This window comes from Niallia sp. 03133 (assembly GCF_052663225.1).
The window spans coordinates 162,115-187,222 of sequence record NZ_JBQTCY010000010.1; the positions used below are offsets into that span (position 1 = coordinate 162,115).

Sequence of the window (25,108 nt, forward strand, 5' to 3'; positions counted from 1 at the left end):
TTGACTAGATTAACTTGCCCTCTTTTGTTTGAAACCATGCGCTTTAACGCAAAAAACCCGTATATTTTGAATATACGGGAAAATTCCATAACAAAATAAAGGTGAAAAAAATCATTTTTTCTGGAATAAATGAATTGCTGCCTACTAATAAATATCAATCTTCTTTATTAGATAAACAACCATAAGTATTAAACCCCAAAATAATGAATTTTCTGCCCAATTTAACCGAGTAAAAAATTTTACAACAGCTTCGTTATTCCTTCTCCCATCCAGACTTTACTGTCGGCTTTGGTTTCTCACCAAATCCACCGTCTTATATTCCTATAAGCCGGGTCACGGGCTTAGAGTTATCCACTCATCACCGCCGGTTGGGATTTCCACCCTACCCCGAAGGCGATCATATTCCTTGCTGCCAAAAAACTTTTTGAACAGCCTTTCGTTTCACAAAATGATTGTTACATCCCTCTGCAAACAAAAAAATATGATCCTTTACTATTTAATTATTTTTATATTACGCTAAATAATAAATGAAAGCAATGAAAATAACTTAAGGATTTGTAACTTTTTTGATTTTTAATCGTATCAATAGTACAAACTTTTAATACTATTACTTTTTAAAAGGAGTTCTAATATGGAAACTGTGAACTATCTGCAAGATGAATTAACCGCCATTCATAAATGGGAAAAAGATCAAGGAGATTTATGGTTTTGGGAAAAACTGAGTCGTTTACCTTTTAAACTATTAGATAAATGGACTCCAGCATTTATTCAAACGAAAATCGGACAACTTTTGGATGAAATGGGAAACTATATTCAAAACGGTGGAAAATTATTAAGCAATGCTTCATCTATTAAAAAATACTATCAGCATCTTTCCGTTCATTCCTTGGAGGAAGTACAAAATTTGCCACTGGCTGAAATGAAAAAAGCAGCGGCAAAGCTCGCAAAAAACAGAAAAAAATGGGCAGCACTACAAGGTGCCAGTACTGGAGTAGGAGGTTTTTTAACATTAAGCCTTGATATTCCCGTATTACTGTCCATGCAAATTAAACTATTGCAGGATATCGCTTTATGTTACGGCTATGAACCAAATGAGAAAAAAGAAAGAATATTCATCGTAAAATGTTTGCAGTTTGTTTCAGCAGATGTGGTTGGCAAAAAGACGATACTAAATCAATTAAGCAATTATGACTGTAACAGTGAACAAATAAAGCGAGAGGTTATTTCGGAAATGCAAGGTTGGCGTGAAGTTGTCTACGCATACAGAGACTCTTTTGGATGGAAAAAGCTTTTTCAAATGGTACCAGTAGTTGGAATTGTATTTGGTGCATTTTCTAATCGTTCCAGCATAGAGTCAATCGCAGAGGCAGCTGATATGTTTTATCGAAAAAGACGAATCGTAGAACGTTTAAAGATGGAACAGGTTACCGATTAACGACTCGGGGTTGTCTGAAAAGTATTAACTTGTCAAAATCTATGGCTGTATTCTAAAAGTTTGCAGCTTTTATGAATAAGAGGAAATTCTTTTCTAGCATGAACCTAGCAGCCTGTATACACGAAAACTCCTGCGGGATTAGCGAGACTGGAGAAACCCTTCAGGAGCGCAAGCGACGAAGCGGCTCGGCTCGCCCCGACGGAAAGTGAAATGTATACAGGCTGGGGATTACAAAGCAGCAACTTATACGAAAATTCAGCAGTATTTTTCACCTTGAAAAGGGTGTCCAAAAGTCGAAAAAACGACTTATTGGACACCTCCTTTTTTTATTCATAAGATGAAACCATTTAATAGAACCAAACGTCCAATTAAATACTTAATGATCTTTATATGCATATATTTTTGTTAATAATGCATAAAGATGGATCATTTCCTTATTGCTTGCTGAGTGGTTGATAGATAATAACGGCAGATTAGGATTCATAAAACGGCAGCTCCATTCTTTCGGCATCCATCCTTTTTTAACAGTTGCCAATTCCAGTCCTTTTTCATTGATAAAACGGTAATCTGTGAAAGCAAGGCTTTTTCTCATCGTAATTTTCTTTTTATCGTACATAAATTCAATGATGGAAACTTTTTCTGTTTTTTGTTCTAGTATTTTGCCGATTTTTTTGCCTTCTTTATTTTTTATTTCGATCATTTGTCCTTTTATGGTGAATATATATTGCAGCATCGAATGACTATTATAAAATCCATAGCTTTTCGCGTACAACCTATCAATAAAATAGGGAAAATACCAACGGCAAAGCTGAAATTTTTCATCTTTAATTTCTCCTACTGCAAAACCATCTGCATCAAAGATCAGCATTCTTAATGAAGGCGCAGGAAGAAAGGTCAGCACCACAGTTTTCTTTTCTAAGAGAGATTCCCTATGCCTTTCTGATACGATGGCTGCTGCCTTTAGTGAGCGGTTTTGGTGAAGATAAAAGCTAACGTAAGAAACGACACTGTACATGCAAAACGGCAGCAAATATAGTAAATATATGCTATCCAAATGAACGGCCATAAAAAAAAGGCTTAGCAAAAAAATAGGAATACAGCTTATTAAACTAGCATTTAAAGAAGCAGCAGCAGACTGTTTATAATATTTTTGAATGTTCATTGTATGATTCTCCTTACAGTAAAAAAAGGTCAAATTCCGATACTAAATTAGGGCTTGCTTCCTAAAAATAGAGCTGAAAATCCTAATAATAGTTATTCTATTAGACAAACACAGAAACTATGAATATTGGAGGAAGAATTTTTGAAAAAGTTTTTTTATGTTTTGCTATTATTGTTTATTCTTTTTTTAATAATGCCAACTTACTATTATGTTCAAATAAAAAAAACAGCAGCCAAAAATCCACCAGATTCTATTCCGTATATTATCGTGTTGGGTGCAAAAGTAAATGGAGATACATTATCGAAAGCACTGCGGTTTCGTGCCGAAACAGCCTTGCAGTATTGGGAGAAGAATAAGAACTCAAAAATTGTCGTGACTGGAGGACAAGGACGAGGAGAATCCATCACGGAAGCTTCCGCTTTAAAAGATTATTTTGTTAACAAAGGCGTAGAAGAAGAAAATATTTTAATAGAAGACACTTCCACGACAACCTATGAAAATATTGAATTTGCAAAAAAGCTGTATGCTATAGGTGAAGCAGTTATTGTTAGCAATGATTTCCATTTATTCCGTGCTGTCACCATTGCTAAAAAAGAAGGAATAAAAGCTTATCCCTTAGCAGCTCCCACACCTGTTACAGTGAGAACCTCCTTGTATTTGCGTGAATATGCTGCCATTGTGAAGATGAAATGGAAGGGGTACTAGTCGAACAGTTGTATTATTAATAGCTTACTTACCTGAATAGTTAAGAAGAACGGTACACTATTCTTTAAAGTACCGTTTGATACATCAGTTCCGATATTTTAGTTTATGAAGCAATTTCCTTTTTTACTTGGCATTCCTTCCCTCCTTCTATTATCCATTCAAAGCTGATGTTCTCGTATGAATGCAGGTTTCAATGGAATATCTGCCGCAGCAAATTCATAGGATTAAGAAGTACAATAGGCAATAAAAACCCGTCCTTTTTTATAAAAAACGGGTCAGAGTGTAGACAAACGCTGCTTAAAAAGGAAGTTTGTTTACAGTTTTTTCATTTATTTTTCTATTAGATGGGATGTTGATTTCCGTTCCAGGGGTTCGCTTTCCACGGTGCTTCGCCTGAGCCGCTTCGGCTTCGCCTGCAGGGTCTCGGACTGTCTCGCTAATCCTGTAGGAGTCTCACCTCTTTCACCCCAATCAACTTACTTTCAAACAATCATAGAATTTGAAACTTCCATCCTATTTAATAAAACGAAATACAAACGGAATACGGTATTCTTTCCCATCATATGCTTTTACTGCCGCAACAACCGTGAAAATAAACAGAAGCAAACCAGCAATAGACCCTGTAATAATTCCTATAATGATAATCATTAATAAGCCGCTGACAGCTAAGTAAATGGTATAAGAGATAACAAAATTAAAATATTCTTTTCCATGATAATCAACAAATGCAGAATCCCTTTTTAACAGCCAAATAATTAATGGTCCAACTATTACTGTAAAAAAGCTAGATAAATAAATAAGCATTGCAAATAGTTTTTCATCATTGCTTACATTTTTTGAAACGTTCATTTTCGACCTCCAATATAAATTACTTACGATAATTGCACAAAAGAAGATATTTTATTGTCTCTTAATTTATACGGAACAATAAAAAAATTGTTTCATTAAAACAATGAATTTTTTTTATCCTGTTTACGAATTATTTCTTTCTCCCCCCATGGTCATGTATACTAATATAGACATCCTATAAAGACATAAAGATGTTGGAAAAATATATGGGAGAGATTATTTTGAGTGAATTTGTTGCAACAATTTTTGATTTTTTATCGTCGCTAGGTTATTTTGGCATTGCAATTGGGTTAATGATTGAAATTATTCCAAGTGAAATCGTTTTAAGCTATGGAGGCTATCTCATCCATTTAGGAGAAATCAACTTTGCAGGAGCACTAATAGCCGGAGTAGTCGGCGGTACATTGGCACAGCTTTTCATATATTGGATCGGCTATTATGGCGGACGCCCTTTTATTGACCGCTATGGGAAATACATACTCATGAAAAAAGAGCATGTGGATGCTTCAGAAGCTTGGTTTTTAAAGTACGGTACTGGAATGATCTTTTTAGCCAGGTTCATCCCTGTAGTAAGACATGCTATCAGCATCCCAGCAGGTATAGCTAGAATGCCAGTTAGCAAATTTCTTCTCTATACAACTGCTGCCATTGTACCATGGACAGTACTTTTTTTACTCTTAGGAATGAAGCTTGGCGATCATTGGAATAATATTGAAACCTATGCAAAACCCTATTTAACCCCAATTATCGCAGTTGCAGCTTTTGCTATCGTTATTTATTTTCTTTTTCAATTTCGCAAAAAGAAATAAACCCATTCACATTAGACAAACATTTTTTTACATAAAATTAACATATACCTATTTCCATTTTAATCAAAATTTTGTATGATTAAGATAGTTTATTATTATAATAAAATAATAAACTATGGTTTGATTATTGAAATTTATCGCATGCTCAACAGGTAGTAAACCATTGATTTTTCTAGTGGATCATAATGGTCAAATTGCCTGTTCTTTGCGGAATAAAATATGGGAAGGCAAATGGTGCGCCACCAAATTGGTTCTAGTGGGTTCGATTCCCACCCCGAAATTTTTTAGAAGGATATAAAAAATTTCGAGGGTGGATTTTCCTTTTTTTGTGCTAGAGAAAAACTACCCTCATTAGTTGAAAATGGAGGGATTTTTTTATGCTGAAAAAAAGGGAGCTAGAAGAATGCCATGTATTATATGAGCTTATGACACATCCAGATGTCTTCCCATTTGTTCGTCAAAAAGCTTATTCTTATGAAGAATATTTATTTTTAACGAAACAAACGATAGAAGCGGAAGAACAAGGGCATTTGATTTCTCGTACCATACTGGATGAATGGCAAAATCCAATCGGAACAATCAGCTTATATGATATCAATGAAAATACAGGATTTCTTGGTACTTGGCTTGGTAAGCCATTTCATGGCAAAGGCTATAATAAACAGGCAAAAGAACAGTTTTTCTCTGAAATTTTTTATCAGCTGAATATGGAAACCGTATTAATGAGAATTAAAGATACAAATATTCGTTCTCAAAAAGCAGCTGAAAAACTACCCTATGTTGTTCCTGCTAATGAAACCAGAAAAACTTTATTAGAAAAATTAAACATAAATGGTATCAACTATCAATTATTTGAAATACCAAAAGATTTATATACGCTCTACACATTACGATCCCAAACACTGGACGAAATAAATACAGACCGATTGGAAGCTTAAAAAGGAAATTGCAGCTGTTTTACACAGCTGTAATTTTTTGTGTTTATTTTACGTGCTTATCATTGGATATGTCATACTTAATTGGTTTGCTTCCGTATGAATGGGTATCCACCTCTTTGGAAAATCAAGTTATTCGATCTAGTTTTATAGCGATTATTGCATGGGGACTATTTAATTTATGCAGCATCACTACTTTCTTATTTCCTAAACTAATGTCTAAATTAGATATTAATGTAGATAAGATGATTATCCCTTTTGTAACGAAACTATTAAAAACGCTTATTTGCATGTTAGGATTTAGGATAAAGATGTATTTTTGCAAAAAGAAGAACAAACACTGTATTCCCATGGCTAAACTGTAAAATTATCTCTTCCCTATTTAAAACAATATTTTCGCAGTAAAATATTCCTCTTTTTATCCAATTGTATGTTATAATACGTTCGTTACTGAATAGAAAGAGGAATTAACATGAAGAAAACGTATTCAACCAAACAAAAATTACAGCAGTTATTTATCATTTTACTTCCCATCCTTGTTAGTCAAGTAGGCATGTTTGGCTTAACCTTTGTAGATACTATCATGGCTGGCCACTATAGCCCCATTGATCTTGCAGGGGTAGCAGTCGGCAGCTCCATTTGGGTACCTATTTACACAGGTTTAACTGGCATTTTATTAGCCATTCCGCCAATCGTTTCCCACCTGTTAGGAAAAAAAGAAAAAGAAAAAGTTGGCTTTACCATTGTCCAGGCGGCCTATATAGCAATAGCTATGGGAGTTATGCTTATCCTTATCGGAGTCATTGCTCTAGATCCGATTTTAAATGGGATGGGACTAGAAAAAGAAGTCCAAAGTGTTGCATATCACTATTTAATCACCCTAAGTTTTGGGATCATTCCCATCTTTTTATATTTTGTTCTTCGATCCTTTATTGATTCTTTAGGACAAACCCAAGTTACCATGTTTATCACTTTATCCGCGATTCCAATAAATATTGTGTTAAATTATATTTTTATTAACGGAGTATGGATTTTCCCTGAACTTGGCGGTGTAGGAACTGGTGTAGCAACAAGCATTACATACTGGATTATCCTATTGATTGCCATGCATATTGTGTATCACCATCAGCCTTTTGCCAACTATCCTATTTTCAGAAAAAGGCATGCAGTCTCTTGGACAGCATGGAAAGAAATATTAATTATTGGCATTCCAGTAGGATTTTCGATTTTTTTCGAAACAAGTATTTTTAGTGCCGTTACGATTTTAATGAGTAATTATGATACGAATACAATTGCTGCACATCAATCTGCTATTAACTTTGCATCACTGCTTTACATGATGCCGCTTAGCATCTCTGCCGCCCTTACGATACTAGTCGGATTTGAAGTAGGAGGAAATCGTTATAAAGACGCCAAAATCTATAGCTGGCTGGGAGTTGGCTTAGCAGTTGCATTTGCCATGATTAGCGGGATAATTTTATTAACATTCCGAACAGATATAGCAAGCATTTATACAAATGACAAGGAAGTATTGCAGGTGACTGCCCATTTCCTTATTTACGCCATATTCTTTCAAATTTCAGATGCTGTTCAAGCCCCTATACAAGGGGCATTAAGAGGATATAAAGATGTAAATATCACCTTCATTATGAGCTTTATTTCTTATTGGATCATTGGTTTGCCGCTAGGCTACGTCCTTGCCGAATACTCCAGCTTTGGGCCTTTTGGCTATTGGATCGGATTGATCGCTGGATTAGCAACTGGCGCTATTTTTCTCTCCAGCAGATTGTTCTTTATTGAAAAAATGCGATTTTTATTAAAAAGCGCTTAATATTAAAGGTTTTGAATAAATGTATGCACTTGCTAAAAAAAGTGCTGTATTTATCACTTGATAATGCAGCACTTTTTTTATTTTTCTATTTAGTTTTGAGACAACACTCCTATACATGATTGAGACTAGGCTCTTAAAATAACATAATAATAAACACTTTTTAGGCGCTTATGAATAGGATAAAAGGAAACGTAATAAGATGCCGTTATGGAAAGAAAGGATGAATTTCTGATGTTCCCATGGAATTTATTCCCTTTTAATAAAGATGCAAAATCAAAATTAGACCATATGAAACCAAACGATATCCAACAATATGTACAAGAAATGATGGATAAATTAATGCCAGATTCCCTCCAAAAAATGGATCCTCAGGATATGTTTAAAAATATGTCGCAAATGAAGCATTCTAACCAAATGAATCAAACAGCCCCCGGAAAAAAATTGGATTATGTGGTCTTTGAAACACATCATCATTGTTATGTACGAATTCCTATCATAGAGGAAGAATGGCTGAAATCGGTGAAAATATATTTTACCTCTAATCAAGTGATAATCGAGCATGTTCCTCAGCCGCAAGATAAACATACAATCCTGCTTCCAACAATAGTGAGAAAAAAAGGCTCTACGGCTGATTATAAAGATCGCATACTGGAAATAAAAATGCAGAAAAGCACTGAAATGCAGTATTCCGAAATAGATGTGTCGGAAATTTAATTCAACCTTAGTTATAATGGAGGAAATAAATGATGGGTTTTGACAACTTAAAGAAAATTTATCAATTTTCCGAACACCATTCAGAAAATAATTACTGGATCGACTTATTTCAACAGCACACAACGAATCCAATAAATTTGGCAGGTCATTCGTCTATTACAAGCAATACCCCTTTTCCTGCTTGTGATGCATTTATAAAAAATAATATACTCTTCATTGAATTGGAGCTTCCCGGTATTGATATTCATACTATATCGATTGAGGTAGAGGAAAATAATACATTAGTAATAAATGGTGCATTTATTTCCCTTCAGGAAAATGTTTCCTATTTCTTAAAAGAAAGACAAAATCGTCATTTCAAAAAAAAAATTGCTACTCCTTTTTCTATAAAAGAAACTGAAATGAAGTCCCATTTCAAAAATGGACTACTGATCATTCAATTTCCTTTCCTTAACAAAGCAGATATCCAAAAATACTAGTTTTTTGTTTTTCTCCTAGTTCGTCACTAATTTAATAAAGTGACGCTTTTTTGGACTCCAACTTTTGATTTCAATGAAAGAAATAGCCAACCTGGGTACTTATAAAAATGATTTATCATAACAATAAAAAGGTTTTTCTTTTCCTTCGAAATAGGTAGCACCTACTTTATTATATCCATTTTTCATAAATAAGTTATGCGCCTTGTCATTTAGCGAATACGTATCTGTTTTTAAATAAAATGTATCATGCTCTATTGCATAGACTTCTGCGAATGAAAGAAGTTCACTTGCAATTCCTCCCCCTCGAATACCTGGATCTACAGCCAAACGATGAATAACAAAAAAGTTCTTTTCAGGATAGGTCCAATTAACTTTATGATAATTTTCATTAAATTCTCTATCAATTGTAATTGCTCCTACTGGCCTATCCTCTAGCACAGCAACAAATAAATGATGGTTTACTATATCGTTTTTAAAATCATCTTCTATTGGATAATCGTTTGACCATTGATCATTTCCTTCTTCTTTCATGATAGAAACATTTTTTTTCACAAAATTCATGATAATGGGCAAATCATTTAATTGACCTTGTCTAATTTTCACATTTGATTCTCCTATACACATATATTTCTTTTATTTTCCCCTTTCCTTTTTAAAGTATTTAAAGTTTTTATTCTTTAGAAAGCTGAAAAAGCCATTATACATATTTCTGAAATAAAAAACCAATATTTTGTGCTTTTTTGGATAGATTAAAAATATAAGAATTCACTTCCTAAATTTATTAATAATTTCTTTTTATTCTTTAATGCAGAACAAAAGCGCAAGCGCCTTGATCATCGCCGTACAAACTGGCCGATTAACTACGCCACGGCCTTATGTCTTCATCGGCACTTGTACATCCTGTACTTCGGAAGGGCTTCGACTGAGATAAGGCGAACCTTCCATCAGAAAATGTTTTCTTCCTGATGGTTAGATGAGTCGATCGGCCGTATACGGACAGTATGTCTAAATTAAGACTAGGCTTCTCAATTTAGAGCTAACCTATCTAAAATAAAGGATTTACTGTCCGTTAACGGTGGATAAAGGAAACACGATGAGCGCTAGCAAATCGATGTTGACTTATCGTAGGGAGATGACCTGAAGTTTGATAGGCGCTAGGCGCTGGCCGATTAACTCCGCAAAAGAGGAAAATCGACTAAATACGCAACGTCCTGTTGCAACGTCGATTGACCCGCATCCTGCGAGCCTGTTGCAACATCGGCACTAGTACATCCTGTACGTCGGAGCTGGACGCGGACCAAACTGCAAAGTTATCCACCACTCTATTTGGGTTTATCATTTCCTAAACAACAAAAAAAACCTAAAAGATCATATTGACCTTTTAGGCTTCGATAGTTCCGGTTTTTATTTTCCAATAAATTGCTGAGTCCAGTAATTTCCATTTTCAACATAACCTACACCGATATGTGTAAATTTGCTGCTTAAAATATTAGCTCTGTGGCCTTCACTGTTCATCCATGCTTGTACTACTTCTTCTGGAGTTTTTTGTCCTTTAGCAATGTTTTCTCCAGCTGCTTTATAAGAGATGCCGAATTTTTTCATCATATCAAATGGCGTTCCGTAGGTTGGACTATTGTGATCAAAGTAATTATTTGAACTCATATCTTGAGATTTTGCTCTAGCTACTTTACTTAATTCTGTATCTAATTGTAATGCTGATAAACCATTTTTTGCTCTTTCTTTATTCGTTAATTCCACCACCTGTTTTTCATAAGCACTTACAGAATCAGCAGTTTCTGTTGAAGTGTTTGCTGATGGTGCTGGTGTTGTTTGTTTGCTTGGTGTTGGAGCTGATGCTGGTTTTTGTTCCGCTGCAGGTTTTTGTTCTACTGCTTGTTTCTTTGGTTCTGGAGCTTTCAAAGGTTCTGCTGCTGGTTTCTTCGGTGCAGTTTGCTGTGTATTTTGTAATTCAGCTAATACTTTATTAACGTCTATAGAATTTGAAGTTTTATATTTTTCTAAAATAGTATTTATTTGATCTTGATTTAATTGACAAGACTCTACGATTACTTTTGAATTTGCTTTAGGTTGAATAGATGCTGCATCTGCTTTGTTCACCAATGGGTTAGACATTAATACTGCTGTTGCTGCTGCTGCTGTAAAAATCATATTTCTCTTCTTCATATATTAAAATCCTCCTTGGATGTTGAACTTAGTAGTTTAATAAATTGATTGTCTTCGTCGTACAAACAAATCATAACATATATTTTTCTGTCATTTTTAAGGGGAATTTTCCCAAGTAGTAGAATTGAAGTCTATTTTTCTCCTAATAATTCATATAAATTGACAGAATGCTAGATATATCAATTGATCGAGGAGCTCTATATTTCCTAAATTTTCAATTAGCATCTTTTCCATAATTGGAAACAAGCATATTAACAATCCAGTATTTGGAAAGATAAATCTATTGACAGTTTTTTAAGAGAGGAATTTATATTACTTTTGTTACATAAAAGTGACGAAATAAACAGGTCTATATTAATAATTACGTTTTTTTATGCATTTATTTTCACATAAAGTGAACCTTCCATCAGTAGGGGTTTTGTTTATCCCTCACTGATGGAAAGCTTGAGTTCCACAGGATATGGATCACACAAACGAAGACATAAGGAAGTGGCGATCTTAGTTTGTGTACCTCCCTCGGATCTTTACGGGTAGTTATCCCCCCTCCTAGCTTCCTCGATTTCTCTGTATCTTGAGGTAGGGGTTTTACTGCCCGTTAAGAGTGGGATAAATCGTTAAATAGGTTATATTATCCTTTTTTATCATTTCCCTTCTATTCTTATGATGTTTTTTACCTCAAAACAGAAAATTAGTATTCAAATGGATATTTCATATAAAAGGATGGAAACATAATAAGGAAGAAATAATAAAGAAATGGAGTAAAAAAGATGAGCACACCATATTGCTGCCCTAATTGCAAAACCAATAGAACTCGTTTTAATATTATTCAGCAAGTAGCACAGTCAGTTAAACTGGATCCTCAAACTGGGAGTATTGTAGAAGAATATACCTCGGACAATTTGTCCCCTTTTCATATGGGATACAATGGTCCGCAGCACCGAATTCAATGTGCAGCTTGTGGATTAGTAGAAGATGAAAAAACATTTGTTAAGTTTGGGGAAATGAAGTAGAATGCACAACATTCTTATAAAGGAACAATAAAAATCAGGAAGTCAATTAGATTTCCTGATTTTTACTGAAATAATTTTTTTCAACAACCACTTTCCAAGGTTCAAGGGGAGAACTTCGAATTAATGTCAGTTTTTTATTTTGTTTTATTGGTTTACTATTTTTTATATACACTTGCCATTCAACCTCAGCATCGATTCTATTGTTTTTCCATATCTCATCTTTGTCCATATTCACATTAATGTGAGTTAATGTGATGTTTTCTAAAGAAGTTAATTCTTTCTTCCAGCTTATATGTCCGATTGTTACTTGTGAAAGAATAAATGTATCCTGTTCCTTTAATCCAGCAACAAATGATTGGATCAGTTCGTTTGGATTTAAGTGCGATAAATAGTCAGGCAAAATTCCTGCAGCCTTATACACCATTAATTTATGGGACAAATCCATTTTATCTGTTTTATGTGTAGTACTGCCAAGGAAGTGGATACAAAAGTGACCCGGAAAATTATTATTTAATACACCTGCACCATGGGGCATTCCATGCATGGATGCAGCAATCCATTGATCATTTACCATAACAATAATCGCTCTTCTTTTCCAACTCCATTTTCCCTTATATATCTCTTTCATTATTTTGGTATCTGCTGTTGTTAAAGGCTGTACATCCGCATGCTGGCTTCCTGCTCTTCTTTGTACATGAAATTCTCTGCCAGTTTCAATATCTATAATAGAAAACTTGCTGTACCTCGGAATAATCTTATCTGCAGTGCTCCAATATAACGGCTGTATATCATAACTAATAATTGGATAAAGAGCATCCTTTTGTTCAGCACTTGTATGATTACTAAGACCACTTATAAAAAAATAGCAAATAGACAGCAATAATATTTTTTTCAACATTGTTTCCCATCCTTCGTTTTATCCTATAAAAAGTTTGCCCCTTTTTTCAGACTAAACACGAAAGAATATCTGGTAATAAAATGTAATTAAAGATAAATACCGTAAACGCTACAATGCATCTAATTTTGCTTCGATGTCCTTCCAGTTAATATTTTCACCTATAAATACCATATTTAAAGGCATTTTCATCTCTTCTTTCATAAATATGGGTGTACCATAGGAATATTGAAACAAGTCCGGATACTGTGCTTGCAAAAAAAGCACATACCCTTTTATTCGATATATGGCATCTGGCAGACTTCTTAGGAATAAATCAAATTTATCTGCAGAAATAGGATGATCAAAAGTATAAACAAAGGAACTTAACTGCAAACTAGGTTTGCTAGTATTTTCAATTCTTCCATTAAAATGAACCTGCAAACCTTTTATTTTGTTTGAAGGAACTTTACTATAACTTGTTAATAGTGTAAAAGCATGAGGATTTATGGATTGTAGTTCAAATGTCAGCGCTGCTTTTTCTTCTTCTTTTAATAAATCCTGTTTATTGATAAGTAGTAAATTAGCATGCCTAGCCTGCTCAAAAAGCAATTGTTGAATAACAGGACTAAAGCTTTGACGATGAAGCCATTGCAGCCCATCAATTACAGTAATAATTCCTTTCAGCTGCAGCCTGCTTATTAATAGCGGCGATAGAATACTATCCAATGTTTCAACAGGATGCGCCGCCCCAGTTGTTTCTAAAAAAATCACTTCAGGCTGTTCTTCCATTAGCAATGATTGAAGCTGCGCTTCTAATTTTTCTTGAATGGTACAACAGACACAGCCACCTAATAGCTCTTTTAAAGGAATATCCTGATCCACTTCATTTGAATCAATAGAAATACTGCCAAATTCGTTCATTAATACGGCTGCTTTTCTCCCTTCTTCCTTTTCTTTTTTTAATAACTCTTTTAACAAGGTAGTTTTTCCGCTGCCTAAAAACCCGGATAAGATATACATTTCTGCTCTCTTCATTTTGCTTCTCCTTTTTCATGTTATTGTCATAAAATAAAAAAGCCTTTCATAGTAATTCTTTGCTTCTCTGTGGATGGCGTCCTATTTATTAGTTGCTTTTTAGAAGCTAAATTGTGTTTAAGCGAAAGGCTACCCTGAAAAATAAAGACCTCAGTCAGAATACACTTCTCTTTCCACGGGGCGGGCGCCGAGCCTGTCCCGCTAATCCCGCAGGAGTCTTCGTGTATTCTGACTGCTCTCTACTGTAAACTGCTTCTTTTCATGCGCCATGGTGCGAATGTTATTAGCATCGTGGTCTCTGTTAAATTTCATTGTTGATTTTTGAATGGTCAGGGAATCTACTCGCTTTCCTCTTACGAACCGGCAAGCCTTATCGCTCTTACCCGTCTTGCGGGGTCTTCCCAGCCCGTTTTTTAAACAGAAGTCTTACAAATTGCCTTGCCAAAAACAACATTATCGTTTAACAGAGCCAAGCGAAATAAAAGGAGGGTGATACAACTTATCATTGTATCACCCTAATACCCTTACTTTTTGATTTCCTGTTTTAACACATCAACTGCTTTTTTCATTTGTGTATCTGATTTTTGAATTTTTTCTCTCAGTTTATTCATTAATGCAACCGTCGTATCGCCAGTGATTACACCATTCACTTTAAGTTTTTCTTTTCGCTGGAATTCTTTAACAGCTTTTTCCGTGCTATCGTCAAAATAACCATTTGCATGATCTACTTTATAACCTAATGCATTTAGCATTTGTTGGGCCGTTTTTACTTCCTCCGAATTGCTGTCTTTTTTCAATTTAGAATCTGGATTAATAATAGACAGACTAGCATAGCTTGGAAGTTCCACTTTATAAGTTGGCTCTATCCCTTTTCCATGGATCCATGTTCCATTAGGTGTAAGCCATTTATCGGTTGTTAATTTAATATTGCTTCCATCCGATAAGTCTGTTGCACTTTGAACAGTTCCTTTTCCAAAGGATTTAACTCCAACTAAAGGCACACCTGCTGATTGATTAACAGCACCAGCCAATATTTCAGATGCACTAGCACTTCCGCCATCTATTAATACTACGAGTGGCAGATTTGTACCATTGGTATTTTCTGATACAGCTTTTTCAACTTTTCCATCTTTATGTTCCACTTGGAAAATCACTTTACCTTTTGGTACAAAAAGATTCGCTATTTTTTGCACTTCCGGCAATAGACCGCCAGGGTTTTGTCTTAAATCCAAGACAATACCTTTCATCCCTTTTTTCTGTAAAGCGTTTAATTTATTTACCAGTTCAGTTGAAGTATTTTCTGAAAAACTTGTAATTTGTATCTCTGCAATTCCTTCTTTATTAACATCACCATAAACTGTTTCAATCGGAATAGTATCACGAACAATAGAGATATCCATTGGCTTTTCCATTTCTGCTCTTTCTATTTCCAGCTTAACTTTTGTTCCTTTTTTCCCTCTAATCAACAAGACAGCTTCAGATGAGCTCATCCCTTGCAGGCTTTTTCCATCAACAGAAACAATGGTATCATTTGGTTTCAAACCTGCTTTTTCTGCAGGAGAACCTTTAATAGGAGTAACGATCACAATTTTGTCATCTATTTTCTGAATTTCTGCCCCTATTCCTTCAAAAGAAGAAGAAATACTTTCATGAAAATTTTCCGCTTCCTTTTCATTCATATAGTCCGAATAAGGGTCATTTAATGCAGAAAACATTCCATCGATTGCTCCATTTACAAGGTCTTCTGTATTCACATCCTTGTAATAGCTTTTTTTCAAAGTATCATATGCAGAATATAATTTATTGAATTCGCTTCTTTCTGTGCCAACATTCACTGCTTTTTCATCGCCAAATGCTAATGCGATGGTAGTAATGCCAGCTGCTAATATAACAGTAAAAAATAAAAGCATCACAAATTGAAATTTTTTCATCCTAATAAAACTTGATTCATTTTCCGATGATTCATTTTTTACATTTTTTTCGTTCTCCAAATAGTTCACCACTTTCATTGACCATAACAATACTTCAAATTATAAACGTTTTATTAGAAAGACAGTCGACAAACGCTTCTTTTTCTTGATCCTATTCAGATCCTCTCATTAGCCAAATACTCATTTGAACACCTTCCTAGGTTTCATACTTCGAAACATAAACGTCTTCGACAAGCCTTATCTTAGGGCAAATAAATCCTTTGCCCTCCGTTTTGTTCTATTAGAATTTCCTATCCGCTCTATATTATAAAGTAAACCTTCCATCAGTGGGGGTTTTGTTCATCCTCCACTGATGGTTAGTTGAACTTATCGGATCTTTACGGGCAGTTATCCCCCACCTAGCTTCTTCGATTTCTCAGCATTTGAGGTGGGGGTTTTACTGCCCGTTAAGCGTGGGATAAATTCATCCTAAATACCCATTGCTGTTTATACCATTATTTTACGGACATTCAAAAACTTTAAATGAACACATAACTTGTCCAACAAAATCCATGTGTTATTGAATTTCTCAAAAAAGGACTATTGTTAGTCATAATTATATTTTTTTGACTAATTTAAAGTATTCCTCTAGTGTCCAGTCATTTTCAAATATATCATTTGCTGGTTTTTTTCCAACATAACGAAAATGCCAAGGTTCATATTCATAGCCAGTAACAGATTCTTTGCCTTTAGGATATCGCAGGATAAACCCATACCGATGCGCATTTTCCTTCAGCCACTTGCCTTCTTTTGTTTCACCAAATTCTTCACTTAACAAAAAATTGGAGCTTTCACTAGAAATATCCATTGCCAACCCTGTTTGGTGTTCACTGTTTCCGGGGTAGGCTACTGCTTGTATCGCCTTTTCCTTGCCTACTTTTTGAACTTCTGCATCGTAAAGAACCGTTTGTCGATCAAAAGAACGATATCCTGACACTGCATATAAATTTACCCCATCTGCTTTTGCAGCTTTAAACATTTCTTCCAATCCACTGGCTGCTTCTTGTCTTAAGTAGCTTTTTTCAATCTTTTGATCGCCAAATGAAAAAGCCACATTCGGTCTTGCTAAGTCATCAGGTGCATACCCGTCTGGAAGACCAAAATCTTTATTTACCAATGACACGATATTAGTAGGGTTTTGAATAATATTTCTTCCATCCACTTCTTTAATCTCATTAAAATAGGCAGAATCCAAGGTCCAAGGAGACTCTTCTATATTTGTATTTTTTTGTGGGTCCGTCTCTTTATCTGAATTTTTTTGTGGATCCGTCTCTTTATCTGTTGAATTCCCTTGATTTTCTGTTATGTTTGTTTCTTTTTCTTTCTCCTCTGATTTTTCATGGGAAGTAGGTAGTTTATCTTGGATAGAATCCCAAGCTTTACATCCGCTTAAAATGAACATCAAAAAGAAAGAAACTACTACTAATTTCTTCATTTTTTCACCTTAATTTTCAAGTTTTTACTTTACACGACAGAATAGCACTACACATCTTTATTTTTAATATATTGTATCCCTATGATTTAATCAGGTGCTATCGAATTCTTTATTTGACAGCAGCCTCTAAAGACACTTCAATCATATCATTAAACGTTGTTTGACGCTCATCAGCTGATGTCTCTTCCCCCGTTAATATATGATCACTTACAGTCAATACCGATAATGCTTTTCGATTATATTTTGCTGCCAATGTATATAAAGCAGCAGATTCCATTTCAATCGCTAATATTTGGTACTTTGCCCATTTTTCCAATTCTGAATTATCATTATAAAACATATCTGCTGTAAATACATTTCCAACTTTAAGAGAAAGTCCTTTTTCCACGCCAGTATCGTATGCTTTTTTTAGAAGCTCAAAATTAGCAGTTGGTGCAAAGTCCACCCCTCCAAAAGTTAATCGGTTCATTTGAGAATCAGTCGATGCACTCATTGCTAAAATAACATCGCGAACCTTCACATCTTGTTGGATAGCACCACATGTACCAACACGAATTAAATTCTGCACATTATAGCTTGCCATTAATTCGTTAATATAAATAGAAATGGAAGGAACCCCCATTCCCGTTCCTTGTACGGATATTCTTTTTCCTTTATATGTACCTGTGTAGCCGAACATATTACGCACTTCATTGTAGCAAGTGGCATTTTCCAAAAAAGTTTCCGCAATATATTTTGCTCTTAAAGGGTCCCCTGGCAATAGAACCGTTTCAGCAATTTCATTTTCTTTAGCTCCAATATGTACACTCATTTGTTAACCTCCATTGTTTAAAAAACAGTAATTCCCTTTTGTGACATAAAATGACGAAAAGCGTCTAGTTTATCCCTATTTGTACTATATCATATTCTATTTTTATGATAAACAAATTTAATTGTAGGATAACAATTCAACCGTGGGTTAAACTAGTATTAGTTTTCCTGCAATAAAGGAAAACACACTGGTTAAATCCAAACAAAAGGGTGATATCATGGGTAAAAAAAATCGAAATCGCATAAATGCTCCCAAAAAAAATAATCATATTCCAAAAGAAGCTATAATTGCAGAACAAGAAGCACACGGCAAAGAGTTTTCTGCCAAGGAAAGAAAAAACTAATAAAATGTATGATAAAACTAGCTGCATTTTGGAATGGAAGTCCTCATATGCAGCTAGCCTATGACGTGAAATTTCTCATTATACAAATAAATGAGAATACGATATGAAAAATTTCTCCTATTGTTGGTTATTTTCATGATGAGCAGGGGGAATGAAGAGGATATGGAATAATGAGACGTGTAAAATCTTCACACGTCTCATGCTATTTTAGATATTATGCATGTTGTTCTATTATAGCTGAGAGCTTTTGTTTTAATATAGACTTATCTTCTTCCATAATCGTTAACAGAACAAACTGCTCATCCATATCAAATGCTTCGGCAAATAATCCGCTTAACCCTCTTGCTTTTTTATCTATTTGAATAAGAAGGTCTAGCTGTTTTTCCTCTACTGCTAAAAGCATTATTTCAATTTCATCCAACCTTCTATAAAATGGACCTGAAACCGGCATATATTCCAACTCCTGTAAAAACGGCAAATGATTTCTTGTATGATAGGATCCTTTTTTGCACTCAACATGTTTAAGCTGAAATCCCAACTCCGATAGGGAGGTAAATAGACTTGATAACAAATCATTTGCTTTAATTTCCAAGTAATCCTTATCGGAAGGGTCAACCGCATTTTTTATATCTAAGCCAGTTGAAATCCAAACCTTTGTTTTCCCAAGTGTAAGAGGTGTATATTTCGTCAGACAAAAAGAGAATGGTATTTTCTTTTGTTCCTTTACACCTATTGTTAGATTTTCAGCTGCTAAAAAAGAATCGATTAAGCTTATGTCCGTATATTTTTTCTCATCTGATTCTTTTTCATATGTTGAAAAAATACGCAAATAAATTTTATCAATTGTTTGTTCTACATTTCCTCCATTAATAACGATTTCTCCAGAAACCATTTCTCCAGGTGATATTCTCGCCTGATGCAAGATGGTATCTACTTTTGCTGCACCTATTCCAACACTTGCTAATGCTTTTTGAAAAAAAGACATTACTTTTCCTCCTCTATCCTTAATTGTTGTTGAAAAGCATTTTTTATTTGATTGCAATCTTTAAAAGGTTCTTCGATTGCTAAAAGCCGTTTTATTATTAGCTTTGCATCACTGGAAAGTGGCAGCTCATCCTGCCAGCTTCTTTCTTTATTATTATCGTTTGATAATTCATAAGTGGAATAGAACAAAAATAATAGAATGTTTCCAAGACCAGCAAAATCATATTGATGCAACGTAGGCTTGTTTTGATCACATAGAGTGGCCAAACCGAAGTCAATGATGCTAGGATGACTATTTACCATTATTATATTTGGAATGTGTAAATCACGGTGAACAATATGGTTAGTATGTAAATATTCTATTAATTCAAGCAGTTGAAGCCCAAAATAAAATGTTTGCTTATCATTCCACTTACTCTGCTCATCAAACAAGCATTTTTCTAGAGTTTTTCCGCTTTTGAATTCCATTGTAAAATAAGGAATTTTACCATGAATAAAACCGCTGTCATAAAAACTGGGGAAGCTTGCATGTTCTATCCTTTGGAGAATTTTCTGTTCTTGTTGAAATCGTTGATACTCTTTTTTTATAATCCTTTTATGAAATCGCAGAGTTTTCAATACTACTTCCGCATTTTTCACATGATCGAAAGCCATATACGTATATCCATAACCACCCTTGGCTAGAAAGGAGATTATTTTGTATCTATTATTAATGATCGAATTCGTTTCCAATGGTTTTTCAATATGCTTTAAAAGCTTACTAAGTAACACTTTTTCCTCCGTTCACTTTTAGCTGCTAAAGAAACTGAATGAAGAATGTTTTCTTCTTTTTCCTTTATAATAATGATGCCCTCTATTTTGATCATACTTATTTTTATATGAATTTTTCCATTTGCTGCTTCTGGAAGAATAATATCTTTTTTGACTGCTTTTCTTTAATAATTCTTTTAATATTTTTTTGATCATGCTATCCCTCCTTTCTATCTCCTTTTACGAATACAATAAAAAAAAGTTTCAAAAACATAAAAATGACGAGCATATAGCTCGTCACTTTTATCGTTGCTTATATAATAAAAATATTTTTCTATTCTTCCGTTTCCTCATCAATAATGCATTTGTCTAATAAGTATTCAAATGTAATGTCAGCCAATTCTTCAATCTCATCCTCTGTGGGAACGAATCCCCTTTTTAATAGCTCACGAAAGAAAAACTCTGCGATTTCTTCTGTATCTATTATTACGTCGATTTCTTTCAAGCATATCGCCCCCTTTGTAAAGAATATATGTGACATTAAAAAAAAGATGATACTTTTGTACAAATTATCTGATAAATCCAAGTTTTTTTCAAGAAAAAAAGACATGTTTTCTTTCTTTTATTCATAAGGTTTTATATATACACAATAGGGGGATCTATTCCATGAACTATTTCCAGCAAAAGATTGCCGTTATTAAAGAGGATGTTAATAAAGATACTAGTGAAATTCTGCATTTATTTCAAACATGGTTAAACATTCTGTTTACTATTATTGGGGTTATCAGCATACCGTTTTTTATTTTACTGTTATTGCAGTTATAAATGCAAATCTACACAATATTTTTATCATCTAAACTGCTGATAAGCTTTAACTTCCTTAATGTTAATTTCATCACTTGCTCATACTCTCTATCATGGAAAATATGAAATAATATTTGATAATCATTGTATATATCCAGCAGGCCATCAATTAATTCTTTCTTTTCTTTCGATCGTTCAAGCAGCTCTTTTTCCGTTGCACGAAAAGAGTTGTTTGTTTTTTGTAAATCAACAGGCTTTTTCTTTTTATCCATAATATATAAAAGACCAAGCTTCTGAATAAATGTATCAGCATTATCTGCATCTGCTACTAATGTTAGTTCTTCCTCTCCTGCTTCCAGCCACTCTCCATCACTTACCCGTGATAATTCATAAATGATATCTTCCCATGCATCCGATTTATATCTCCATATTTCGGTGCGAAAACCCATTATTTTAAATAAATTACTGCCATATCCTTTTACTTTTACTAAGTCGCCGATAAAATAACGGTATTCAATGTCTATTTTTTCTGTCTCCATAAGTTCTCCTTCATATTCGGATAACATTTGGAGGCTGGATTCTAAATACAGGCCTTCACTTTTATTTACTTCATACACATGCATATCATCCAGCCATTTTACATTTGTAATTTTACCAACGGTTCCATATAAAATAATAACAACTGTGTCGCCTATTTTAAATTTTGGTTTTTTTCGATTTCCCATCGATTCATATTCCTCTCTAAACTAGATTGTGAGTGTTTTAACCGTGATCCGGCTAATAAAACCCCCACTCTCTTCTCTAAAGATGTGGAACATTTAAGGTGGGGGAGAATGTTAGGATATAACTCCTCTCAACAAATTCCATCTATTTTTCATCCTTTGTTTACTCGCCTCATATGGCTGTTTTCATTTTTAACATTATATGCATAAAATGAACTTTCGCCAATCTTCACTTACTGAATGGATGGAATTATTCCAACTTTTTTCACACCTATTTGTGGTTTTTTTAGGATGATTTAAAAGTTTGTTGCTAATTGATTAAGAGGAAAAACCTTTAGAATTCCTGAGCAGGCTGAATACTCGCAGACCCCTGCTTAAAAAAGCGAGACAAACAAGACCCTGCACGAACAGCGGCTCGGCGCTCTCTAAGCAAGAAGTGAAGTGTATCCAGGCTGTGGGCTAGATATAATCTATTCGAAAAGAGCCTTATTATAAAAGATGGGTTTTAATCTTAAACATGTTTTAATTAGTGATGGTAAAAGTGGTTTTGTGAATGGAGTAATGGAAAGTTTTCTTTATTATATGAGGAGTCGGCGTACAATATAACGACTGCAGGATACAGAGTTTTTCAGGAAGGAAACTTATATTTTCTTCTAATTATTCAGAAGTAGCTATATTACTCAACTCTTAAAGTGAAGTAGAAGGGGCTGTCCGAAAAGTATCAACTTGTCAAAATCTATGGCTGTTTTCTAAAAGTTTGCATCTCTAGCATGAACCTAGCAGCCTGTATACACAAAGACTCCTGCTTAGATTAGTGAGACAGACCAGACAGCGCATGCGACTCAGCGGATCAGGCGTAGCCCCGCCGAAAAGCGAAGTGTATACAGGGCGCGGATTACAAAGCAACAACTCATACGAAAAGAGCCAATTTAAAAATCAGAAAAGCTGATTGGGCAGTATTTTGCAACTTGAAAAAGGTGTCCAAAAGTTGAAAAAACGACTTATTGGGCACCTCTTTTCCATCCATTCTGGATTTTCTCTCTCTTTTTTTTCCGTTCCTAATAATTCTTGCGATTTTTTTCTTCTTGAAATAAATATGTTTCCCATGCATGATCAAAAATCCGCATGCTCGGTAAATAATACCCATTTAATTCTAAATAACTGCTTATTTCATCATAGTCGGAACTATTTTTTGGAAAACCATGATCCATGTATGCATCGTTCGCCAATTCACTTATTTCATCTTTTGGTTCAGGATGACGAAACTTTATTAAAAAATGGTAAAAAGATTTAGACATAATGATCATCCTTTGTATAATTTAATATAAATTACTATACAAAAGATAAGGAAGTACGTCTAGTAGATAGTTTATCCCATAGTACAGGAGGAAGTTGCTCATTAACTATTTTCTCTCTTTATTTTATTCTTCTCAGTTTAATCTTTTTGCGTTAGGATATGTATATAAGAAGAAAAGAGGTGCTTTTCCACTTAGACATGAAGAACAAACCATTTAAATTCATTATCATCCTTTGCTTTGCCTTTGCTCTCGTATTTTTTCTATGGATGTTTAAAATTGAAAAGAAGCCTGCTGCTTCTATGAGTGTATATGAAAAAATAAAAGAAAAAGAAGATGTACATTATCTCATCATAGGAGATAGTATTGGCCGCGGTTCTGGGGCATCAACAAAAGAGGGAACATGGTTTCATTTATTAGAGAAAAAGATAGAGAAAACATATGATGTCAATTTATCAAGAAATTCTATTGTGCAAAGTGGAGCAACTGCTTTTGAAGGCTTCTATAAATTCAAGCACACGCCAATCAATGAAGCAGATCTTGTATTTATTGTTTTTGGAGAAAACGATCGTAAATATATGAATGAACAACAATTTGCCACTTTCTATGAACAATTGCTGCTGCAGGTTAAAAGTCGTTTTCCATCTGCAGAATTGATCACTATTACGGAAAGCTGTTTAGAAAATGATGCATTTGTCAATACAATTACTGCTTTATCAAAAAACTTCCAAGCTACAAATATAGATATGCGCATTCCTTTTGAAAAATCTGGATACTCCGCAAAACAATTAACAAAGGATTTAGTTCACCCTAATGATAAAGGCTATAAAATTTACAGCAGAGAAATATTTCATGTATTGAATAACAAGATAAAAAAGAACAAGCCAATAAGCAGTTTAGCTATAAGTCCTGAAAAAATGAATATCTACTTATTCGATACCAAATTTGAATATACAAAAAAAGATTCCTCTTTTGTAAAAAAAGGCAGTTATTATACAACTGAAAAAACAGGGGCTTCCATTGATTATGAGTTTAACGGCTCCTATATTGGAGTAAATGTAATCAGAAGTGAAAACGGAGGAATGATGGATGTTTATATTGACAATAAATACAGAACTACTATTTCAACATGGTGGCCTTTTGAAAAAAGACGAGCTTTATATGTAGCAAGTGGATTAAAAGAGGGGCATCATAAAGTATCCTTTCGCTTAACTGGAAAAAAATCAGAAAGCAATAAATCAAGCCATTCTATCATTCAAATTTCCTCCATTATTGTAAATGGGAAATAAGAAGATGCACCTTTCAAATATTATTACGTAGGAGTTAAAAATGAAAGCAATTGTTAAAAACTTTATTAATGGAATAATCACCATTGTACCTATTATTTTAGTTATTTATGTAACCTACCGAAGCTTTTTATTTCTTGATAATTTATTGGGAAGTTTTCTTAGAAGCTATCTTAAAAATGAATATATTCCGGGTATAGGCATTCTTTTAACGCTCATCTTAATTACTGTTTTAGGATGGCTGTCGACGAAGTTTATTATTTCTCATATCATTAGATGGATCGATCTGTTATTAGAAAAAATCCCTTTCATTAAAACCATTTATTCCGTCATAAAAGATACGATTCAATCCTTTTTAGGTGAGAAAAAATCTTTTTCAAAAGTTGCCTTAGTTACATTTCCCGGAACAGAAATGAAATCTATTGGTTTTATTACTGCAGAAGATTTAGAAGAATATTATGAACCTTTCAAAGACTATATTGCTGTATATGTACCGCAAACCTTTCAGGTTGCTGGGTTTACTTATTTAATTCCAAAAGAAAATATTGATTTTATTGATATGAAACCAGAAGATGCGATGAAATTTGTTTTATCTGGAGGATTAACATCAAAATAACCTAAAAAAGGAAAAACAGCTTATATGGAGTGTCAAAAGAAGCACACTTCCATAAGCTGTTTTTTGC

The 25,108-nt window shown here is 34.1% G+C and carries 28 protein-coding genes and 1 riboswitch; of the genes, 13 read left to right on the forward strand and 15 right to left on the reverse strand.

Features of this window, described 5'->3' with window-relative positions; translation table 11 throughout:
- Nucleotides 1-253: 253 nt before the first annotated feature.
- A riboswitch (FMN riboswitch) is annotated at nt 254-399 on the reverse strand.
- A 232-nt stretch (nt 400-631) separates the two neighbouring features.
- The gene (locus tag ACTYBU_RS15545; protein WP_445491121.1) at nt 632-1,435 is read left to right on the forward strand and encodes an EcsC family protein; all 804 of its coding nucleotides are present in this window, start codon (nt 632-634) and stop codon (nt 1,433-1,435) included.
- A 376-nt stretch (nt 1,436-1,811) separates the two neighbouring features.
- Here the strand turns inward: ACTYBU_RS15545 and ACTYBU_RS15550 are convergent, their stop codons facing one another.
- On the reverse strand, nt 1,812-2,597 hold the full coding sequence (locus ACTYBU_RS15550; protein ID WP_445491122.1) for a hypothetical protein: 786 nt from the start codon (nt 2,595-2,597) through the stop codon (nt 1,812-1,814).
- A 141-nt stretch (nt 2,598-2,738) separates the two neighbouring features.
- On the opposite strand from ACTYBU_RS15550, the gene ACTYBU_RS15555 reads away from it, so the two are divergent.
- Nucleotides 2,739-3,302 carry a YdcF family protein gene (locus ACTYBU_RS15555; protein ID WP_445491124.1) on the forward strand — a complete coding sequence of 188 codons (564 nt, stop codon included), beginning with the start codon at nt 2,739-2,741 and terminating at the stop codon, nt 3,300-3,302.
- A gap of 513 nt (nt 3,303-3,815) precedes the next feature.
- Here the strand turns inward: ACTYBU_RS15555 and ACTYBU_RS15560 are convergent.
- Nucleotides 3,816-4,151: a DUF4870 domain-containing protein gene (locus ACTYBU_RS15560; protein WP_445491125.1), complete on the reverse strand. Its 336-nt coding sequence runs from the start codon at nt 4,149-4,151 to the stop codon at nt 3,816-3,818.
- A gap of 221 nt (nt 4,152-4,372) precedes the next feature.
- Between ACTYBU_RS15560 and ACTYBU_RS15565 the strand changes: the two genes are divergently transcribed.
- The 6 genes from ACTYBU_RS15565 to ACTYBU_RS15590 all read left to right on the forward strand — a co-directional run bounded on the left by ACTYBU_RS15565 (nt 4,373) and on the right by ACTYBU_RS15590 (nt 8,919).
- Nucleotides 4,373-4,960: a DedA family protein gene (locus ACTYBU_RS15565; RefSeq protein WP_445491127.1), complete on the forward strand. Its 588-nt coding sequence runs from the start codon at nt 4,373-4,375 to the stop codon at nt 4,958-4,960.
- A 377-nt stretch (nt 4,961-5,337) separates the two neighbouring features.
- On the forward strand, nt 5,338-5,898 hold the full coding sequence (locus ACTYBU_RS15570; protein WP_445491129.1) for a GNAT family N-acetyltransferase: 561 nt from the start codon (nt 5,338-5,340) through the stop codon (nt 5,896-5,898).
- Nucleotides 5,899-5,960: 62 nt separating this feature from the next.
- Nucleotides 5,961-6,260 carry a hypothetical protein gene (locus ACTYBU_RS15575; protein WP_445491130.1) on the forward strand — a complete coding sequence of 100 codons (300 nt, stop codon included), beginning with the start codon at nt 5,961-5,963 and terminating at the stop codon, nt 6,258-6,260.
- Nucleotides 6,261-6,367: 107 nt separating this feature from the next.
- Nucleotides 6,368-7,726 carry an MATE family efflux transporter gene (locus ACTYBU_RS15580; protein WP_445491131.1) on the forward strand — a complete coding sequence of 453 codons (1,359 nt, stop codon included), beginning with the start codon at nt 6,368-6,370 and terminating at the stop codon, nt 7,724-7,726.
- 207 nt (nt 7,727-7,933) lie between these two features.
- Nucleotides 7,934-8,440, forward strand: a complete 507-nt coding sequence (locus ACTYBU_RS15585; RefSeq protein WP_445491132.1) for an Hsp20/alpha crystallin family protein — start codon at nt 7,934-7,936, stop codon at nt 8,438-8,440.
- 29 nt (nt 8,441-8,469) lie between these two features.
- On the forward strand, nt 8,470-8,919 hold the full coding sequence (locus ACTYBU_RS15590) for an Hsp20/alpha crystallin family protein (RefSeq protein WP_445491133.1): 450 nt from the start codon (nt 8,470-8,472) through the stop codon (nt 8,917-8,919).
- A gap of 99 nt (nt 8,920-9,018) precedes the next feature.
- On the opposite strand, the gene ACTYBU_RS15595 is transcribed toward ACTYBU_RS15590, so the two are convergent.
- The gene (locus ACTYBU_RS15595; RefSeq protein ID WP_445491135.1) at nt 9,019-9,522 is read right to left on the reverse strand and encodes a GNAT family N-acetyltransferase; all 504 of its coding nucleotides are present in this window, start codon (nt 9,520-9,522) and stop codon (nt 9,019-9,021) included.
- A gap of 801 nt (nt 9,523-10,323) precedes the next feature.
- Nucleotides 10,324-11,103 carry a CAP domain-containing protein gene (locus ACTYBU_RS15600; protein WP_445491136.1) on the reverse strand — a complete coding sequence of 260 codons (780 nt, stop codon included), beginning with the start codon at nt 11,101-11,103 and terminating at the stop codon, nt 10,324-10,326.
- A 767-nt stretch (nt 11,104-11,870) separates the two neighbouring features.
- Here ACTYBU_RS15600 and ACTYBU_RS15605 point away from each other — a divergent pair.
- Complete coding sequence (locus ACTYBU_RS15605) at nt 11,871-12,113, forward strand: DNA alkylation repair protein (RefSeq protein WP_445491138.1); 243 nt, start codon at nt 11,871-11,873, stop codon at nt 12,111-12,113.
- Between the two features lie 46 nt (nt 12,114-12,159).
- Here the strand turns inward: ACTYBU_RS15605 and ACTYBU_RS15610 are convergent, their stop codons facing one another.
- From ACTYBU_RS15610 to deoD, 5 genes are all read right to left on the reverse strand, one after another.
- Nucleotides 12,160-13,011: a hypothetical protein gene (locus tag ACTYBU_RS15610; RefSeq protein WP_445491139.1), complete on the reverse strand. Its 852-nt coding sequence runs from the start codon at nt 13,009-13,011 to the stop codon at nt 12,160-12,162.
- Between the two features lie 108 nt (nt 13,012-13,119).
- The gene (locus ACTYBU_RS15615) at nt 13,120-14,025 is read right to left on the reverse strand and encodes a CobW family GTP-binding protein (RefSeq protein WP_445491141.1); all 906 of its coding nucleotides are present in this window, start codon (nt 14,023-14,025) and stop codon (nt 13,120-13,122) included.
- Nucleotides 14,026-14,549: 524 nt separating this feature from the next.
- On the reverse strand, nt 14,550-16,034 hold the full coding sequence (locus tag ACTYBU_RS15620; RefSeq protein ID WP_445491142.1) for a S41 family peptidase: 1,485 nt from the start codon (nt 16,032-16,034) through the stop codon (nt 14,550-14,552).
- A gap of 517 nt (nt 16,035-16,551) precedes the next feature.
- On the reverse strand, nt 16,552-17,430 hold the full coding sequence (locus ACTYBU_RS15625) for a M15 family metallopeptidase (protein WP_445491143.1): 879 nt from the start codon (nt 17,428-17,430) through the stop codon (nt 16,552-16,554).
- Between the two features lie 109 nt (nt 17,431-17,539).
- Nucleotides 17,540-18,241, reverse strand: coding sequence for a purine-nucleoside phosphorylase (deoD, locus tag ACTYBU_RS15630; protein ID WP_445491145.1), 702 nt, complete (start codon nt 18,239-18,241; stop codon nt 17,540-17,542).
- A 217-nt stretch (nt 18,242-18,458) separates the two neighbouring features.
- Between deoD and ACTYBU_RS15635 the strand changes: the two genes are divergently transcribed.
- The gene (locus ACTYBU_RS15635; RefSeq protein ID WP_445491146.1) at nt 18,459-18,584 is read left to right on the forward strand and encodes a hypothetical protein; all 126 of its coding nucleotides are present in this window, start codon (nt 18,459-18,461) and stop codon (nt 18,582-18,584) included.
- Between the two features lie 214 nt (nt 18,585-18,798).
- Here ACTYBU_RS15635 and ACTYBU_RS15640 read toward each other — a convergent pair whose 3' ends face one another.
- The 4 genes from ACTYBU_RS15640 to ACTYBU_RS15655 form a co-directional block, all read right to left on the reverse strand.
- Nucleotides 18,799-19,569, reverse strand: a complete 771-nt coding sequence (locus tag ACTYBU_RS15640; protein WP_445491147.1) for a sporulation protein — start codon at nt 19,567-19,569, stop codon at nt 18,799-18,801.
- Nucleotides 19,569-20,339, reverse strand: coding sequence for a serine/threonine protein kinase (locus ACTYBU_RS15645; RefSeq protein WP_445491148.1), 771 nt, complete (start codon nt 20,337-20,339; stop codon nt 19,569-19,571). Before ACTYBU_RS15645 ends, ACTYBU_RS15640 begins: the two co-directional genes overlap by 1 nt.
- Nucleotides 20,340-20,357: 18 nt before the next feature.
- The gene (locus ACTYBU_RS15650; RefSeq protein WP_445491149.1) at nt 20,358-20,534 is read right to left on the reverse strand and encodes a hypothetical protein; all 177 of its coding nucleotides are present in this window, start codon (nt 20,532-20,534) and stop codon (nt 20,358-20,360) included.
- Nucleotides 20,535-20,652: 118 nt separating this feature from the next.
- Nucleotides 20,653-20,823, reverse strand: coding sequence for a YozD family protein (locus tag ACTYBU_RS15655; protein WP_445491151.1), 171 nt, complete (start codon nt 20,821-20,823; stop codon nt 20,653-20,655).
- A 161-nt stretch (nt 20,824-20,984) separates the two neighbouring features.
- Between ACTYBU_RS15655 and ACTYBU_RS15660 the strand changes: the two genes are divergently transcribed.
- The gene (locus ACTYBU_RS15660) at nt 20,985-21,143 is read left to right on the forward strand and encodes a hypothetical protein (protein ID WP_445491152.1); all 159 of its coding nucleotides are present in this window, start codon (nt 20,985-20,987) and stop codon (nt 21,141-21,143) included.
- An 8-nt stretch (nt 21,144-21,151) separates the two neighbouring features.
- On the opposite strand, the gene ACTYBU_RS15665 is transcribed toward ACTYBU_RS15660, so the two are convergent.
- Together ACTYBU_RS15665 and ACTYBU_RS15670 are read right to left on the reverse strand one after the other, a co-directional pair.
- Complete coding sequence (locus tag ACTYBU_RS15665) at nt 21,152-21,847, reverse strand: hypothetical protein (RefSeq protein WP_445491153.1); 696 nt, start codon at nt 21,845-21,847, stop codon at nt 21,152-21,154.
- Between the two features lie 1,055 nt (nt 21,848-22,902).
- Nucleotides 22,903-23,142, reverse strand: a complete 240-nt coding sequence (locus tag ACTYBU_RS15670) for a YozE family protein (RefSeq protein ID WP_445491154.1) — start codon at nt 23,140-23,142, stop codon at nt 22,903-22,905.
- A 197-nt stretch (nt 23,143-23,339) separates the two neighbouring features.
- Between ACTYBU_RS15670 and ACTYBU_RS15675 the strand changes: the two genes are divergently transcribed.
- Nucleotides 23,340-24,428: a GDSL-type esterase/lipase family protein gene (locus ACTYBU_RS15675; RefSeq protein ID WP_445491155.1), complete on the forward strand. Its 1,089-nt coding sequence runs from the start codon at nt 23,340-23,342 to the stop codon at nt 24,426-24,428.
- A gap of 40 nt (nt 24,429-24,468) precedes the next feature.
- Nucleotides 24,469-25,041, forward strand: a complete 573-nt coding sequence (locus ACTYBU_RS15680; RefSeq protein ID WP_445491157.1) for a DUF502 domain-containing protein — start codon at nt 24,469-24,471, stop codon at nt 25,039-25,041.
- The last annotated feature ends 67 nt before the right edge of the window (nt 25,042-25,108 follow it).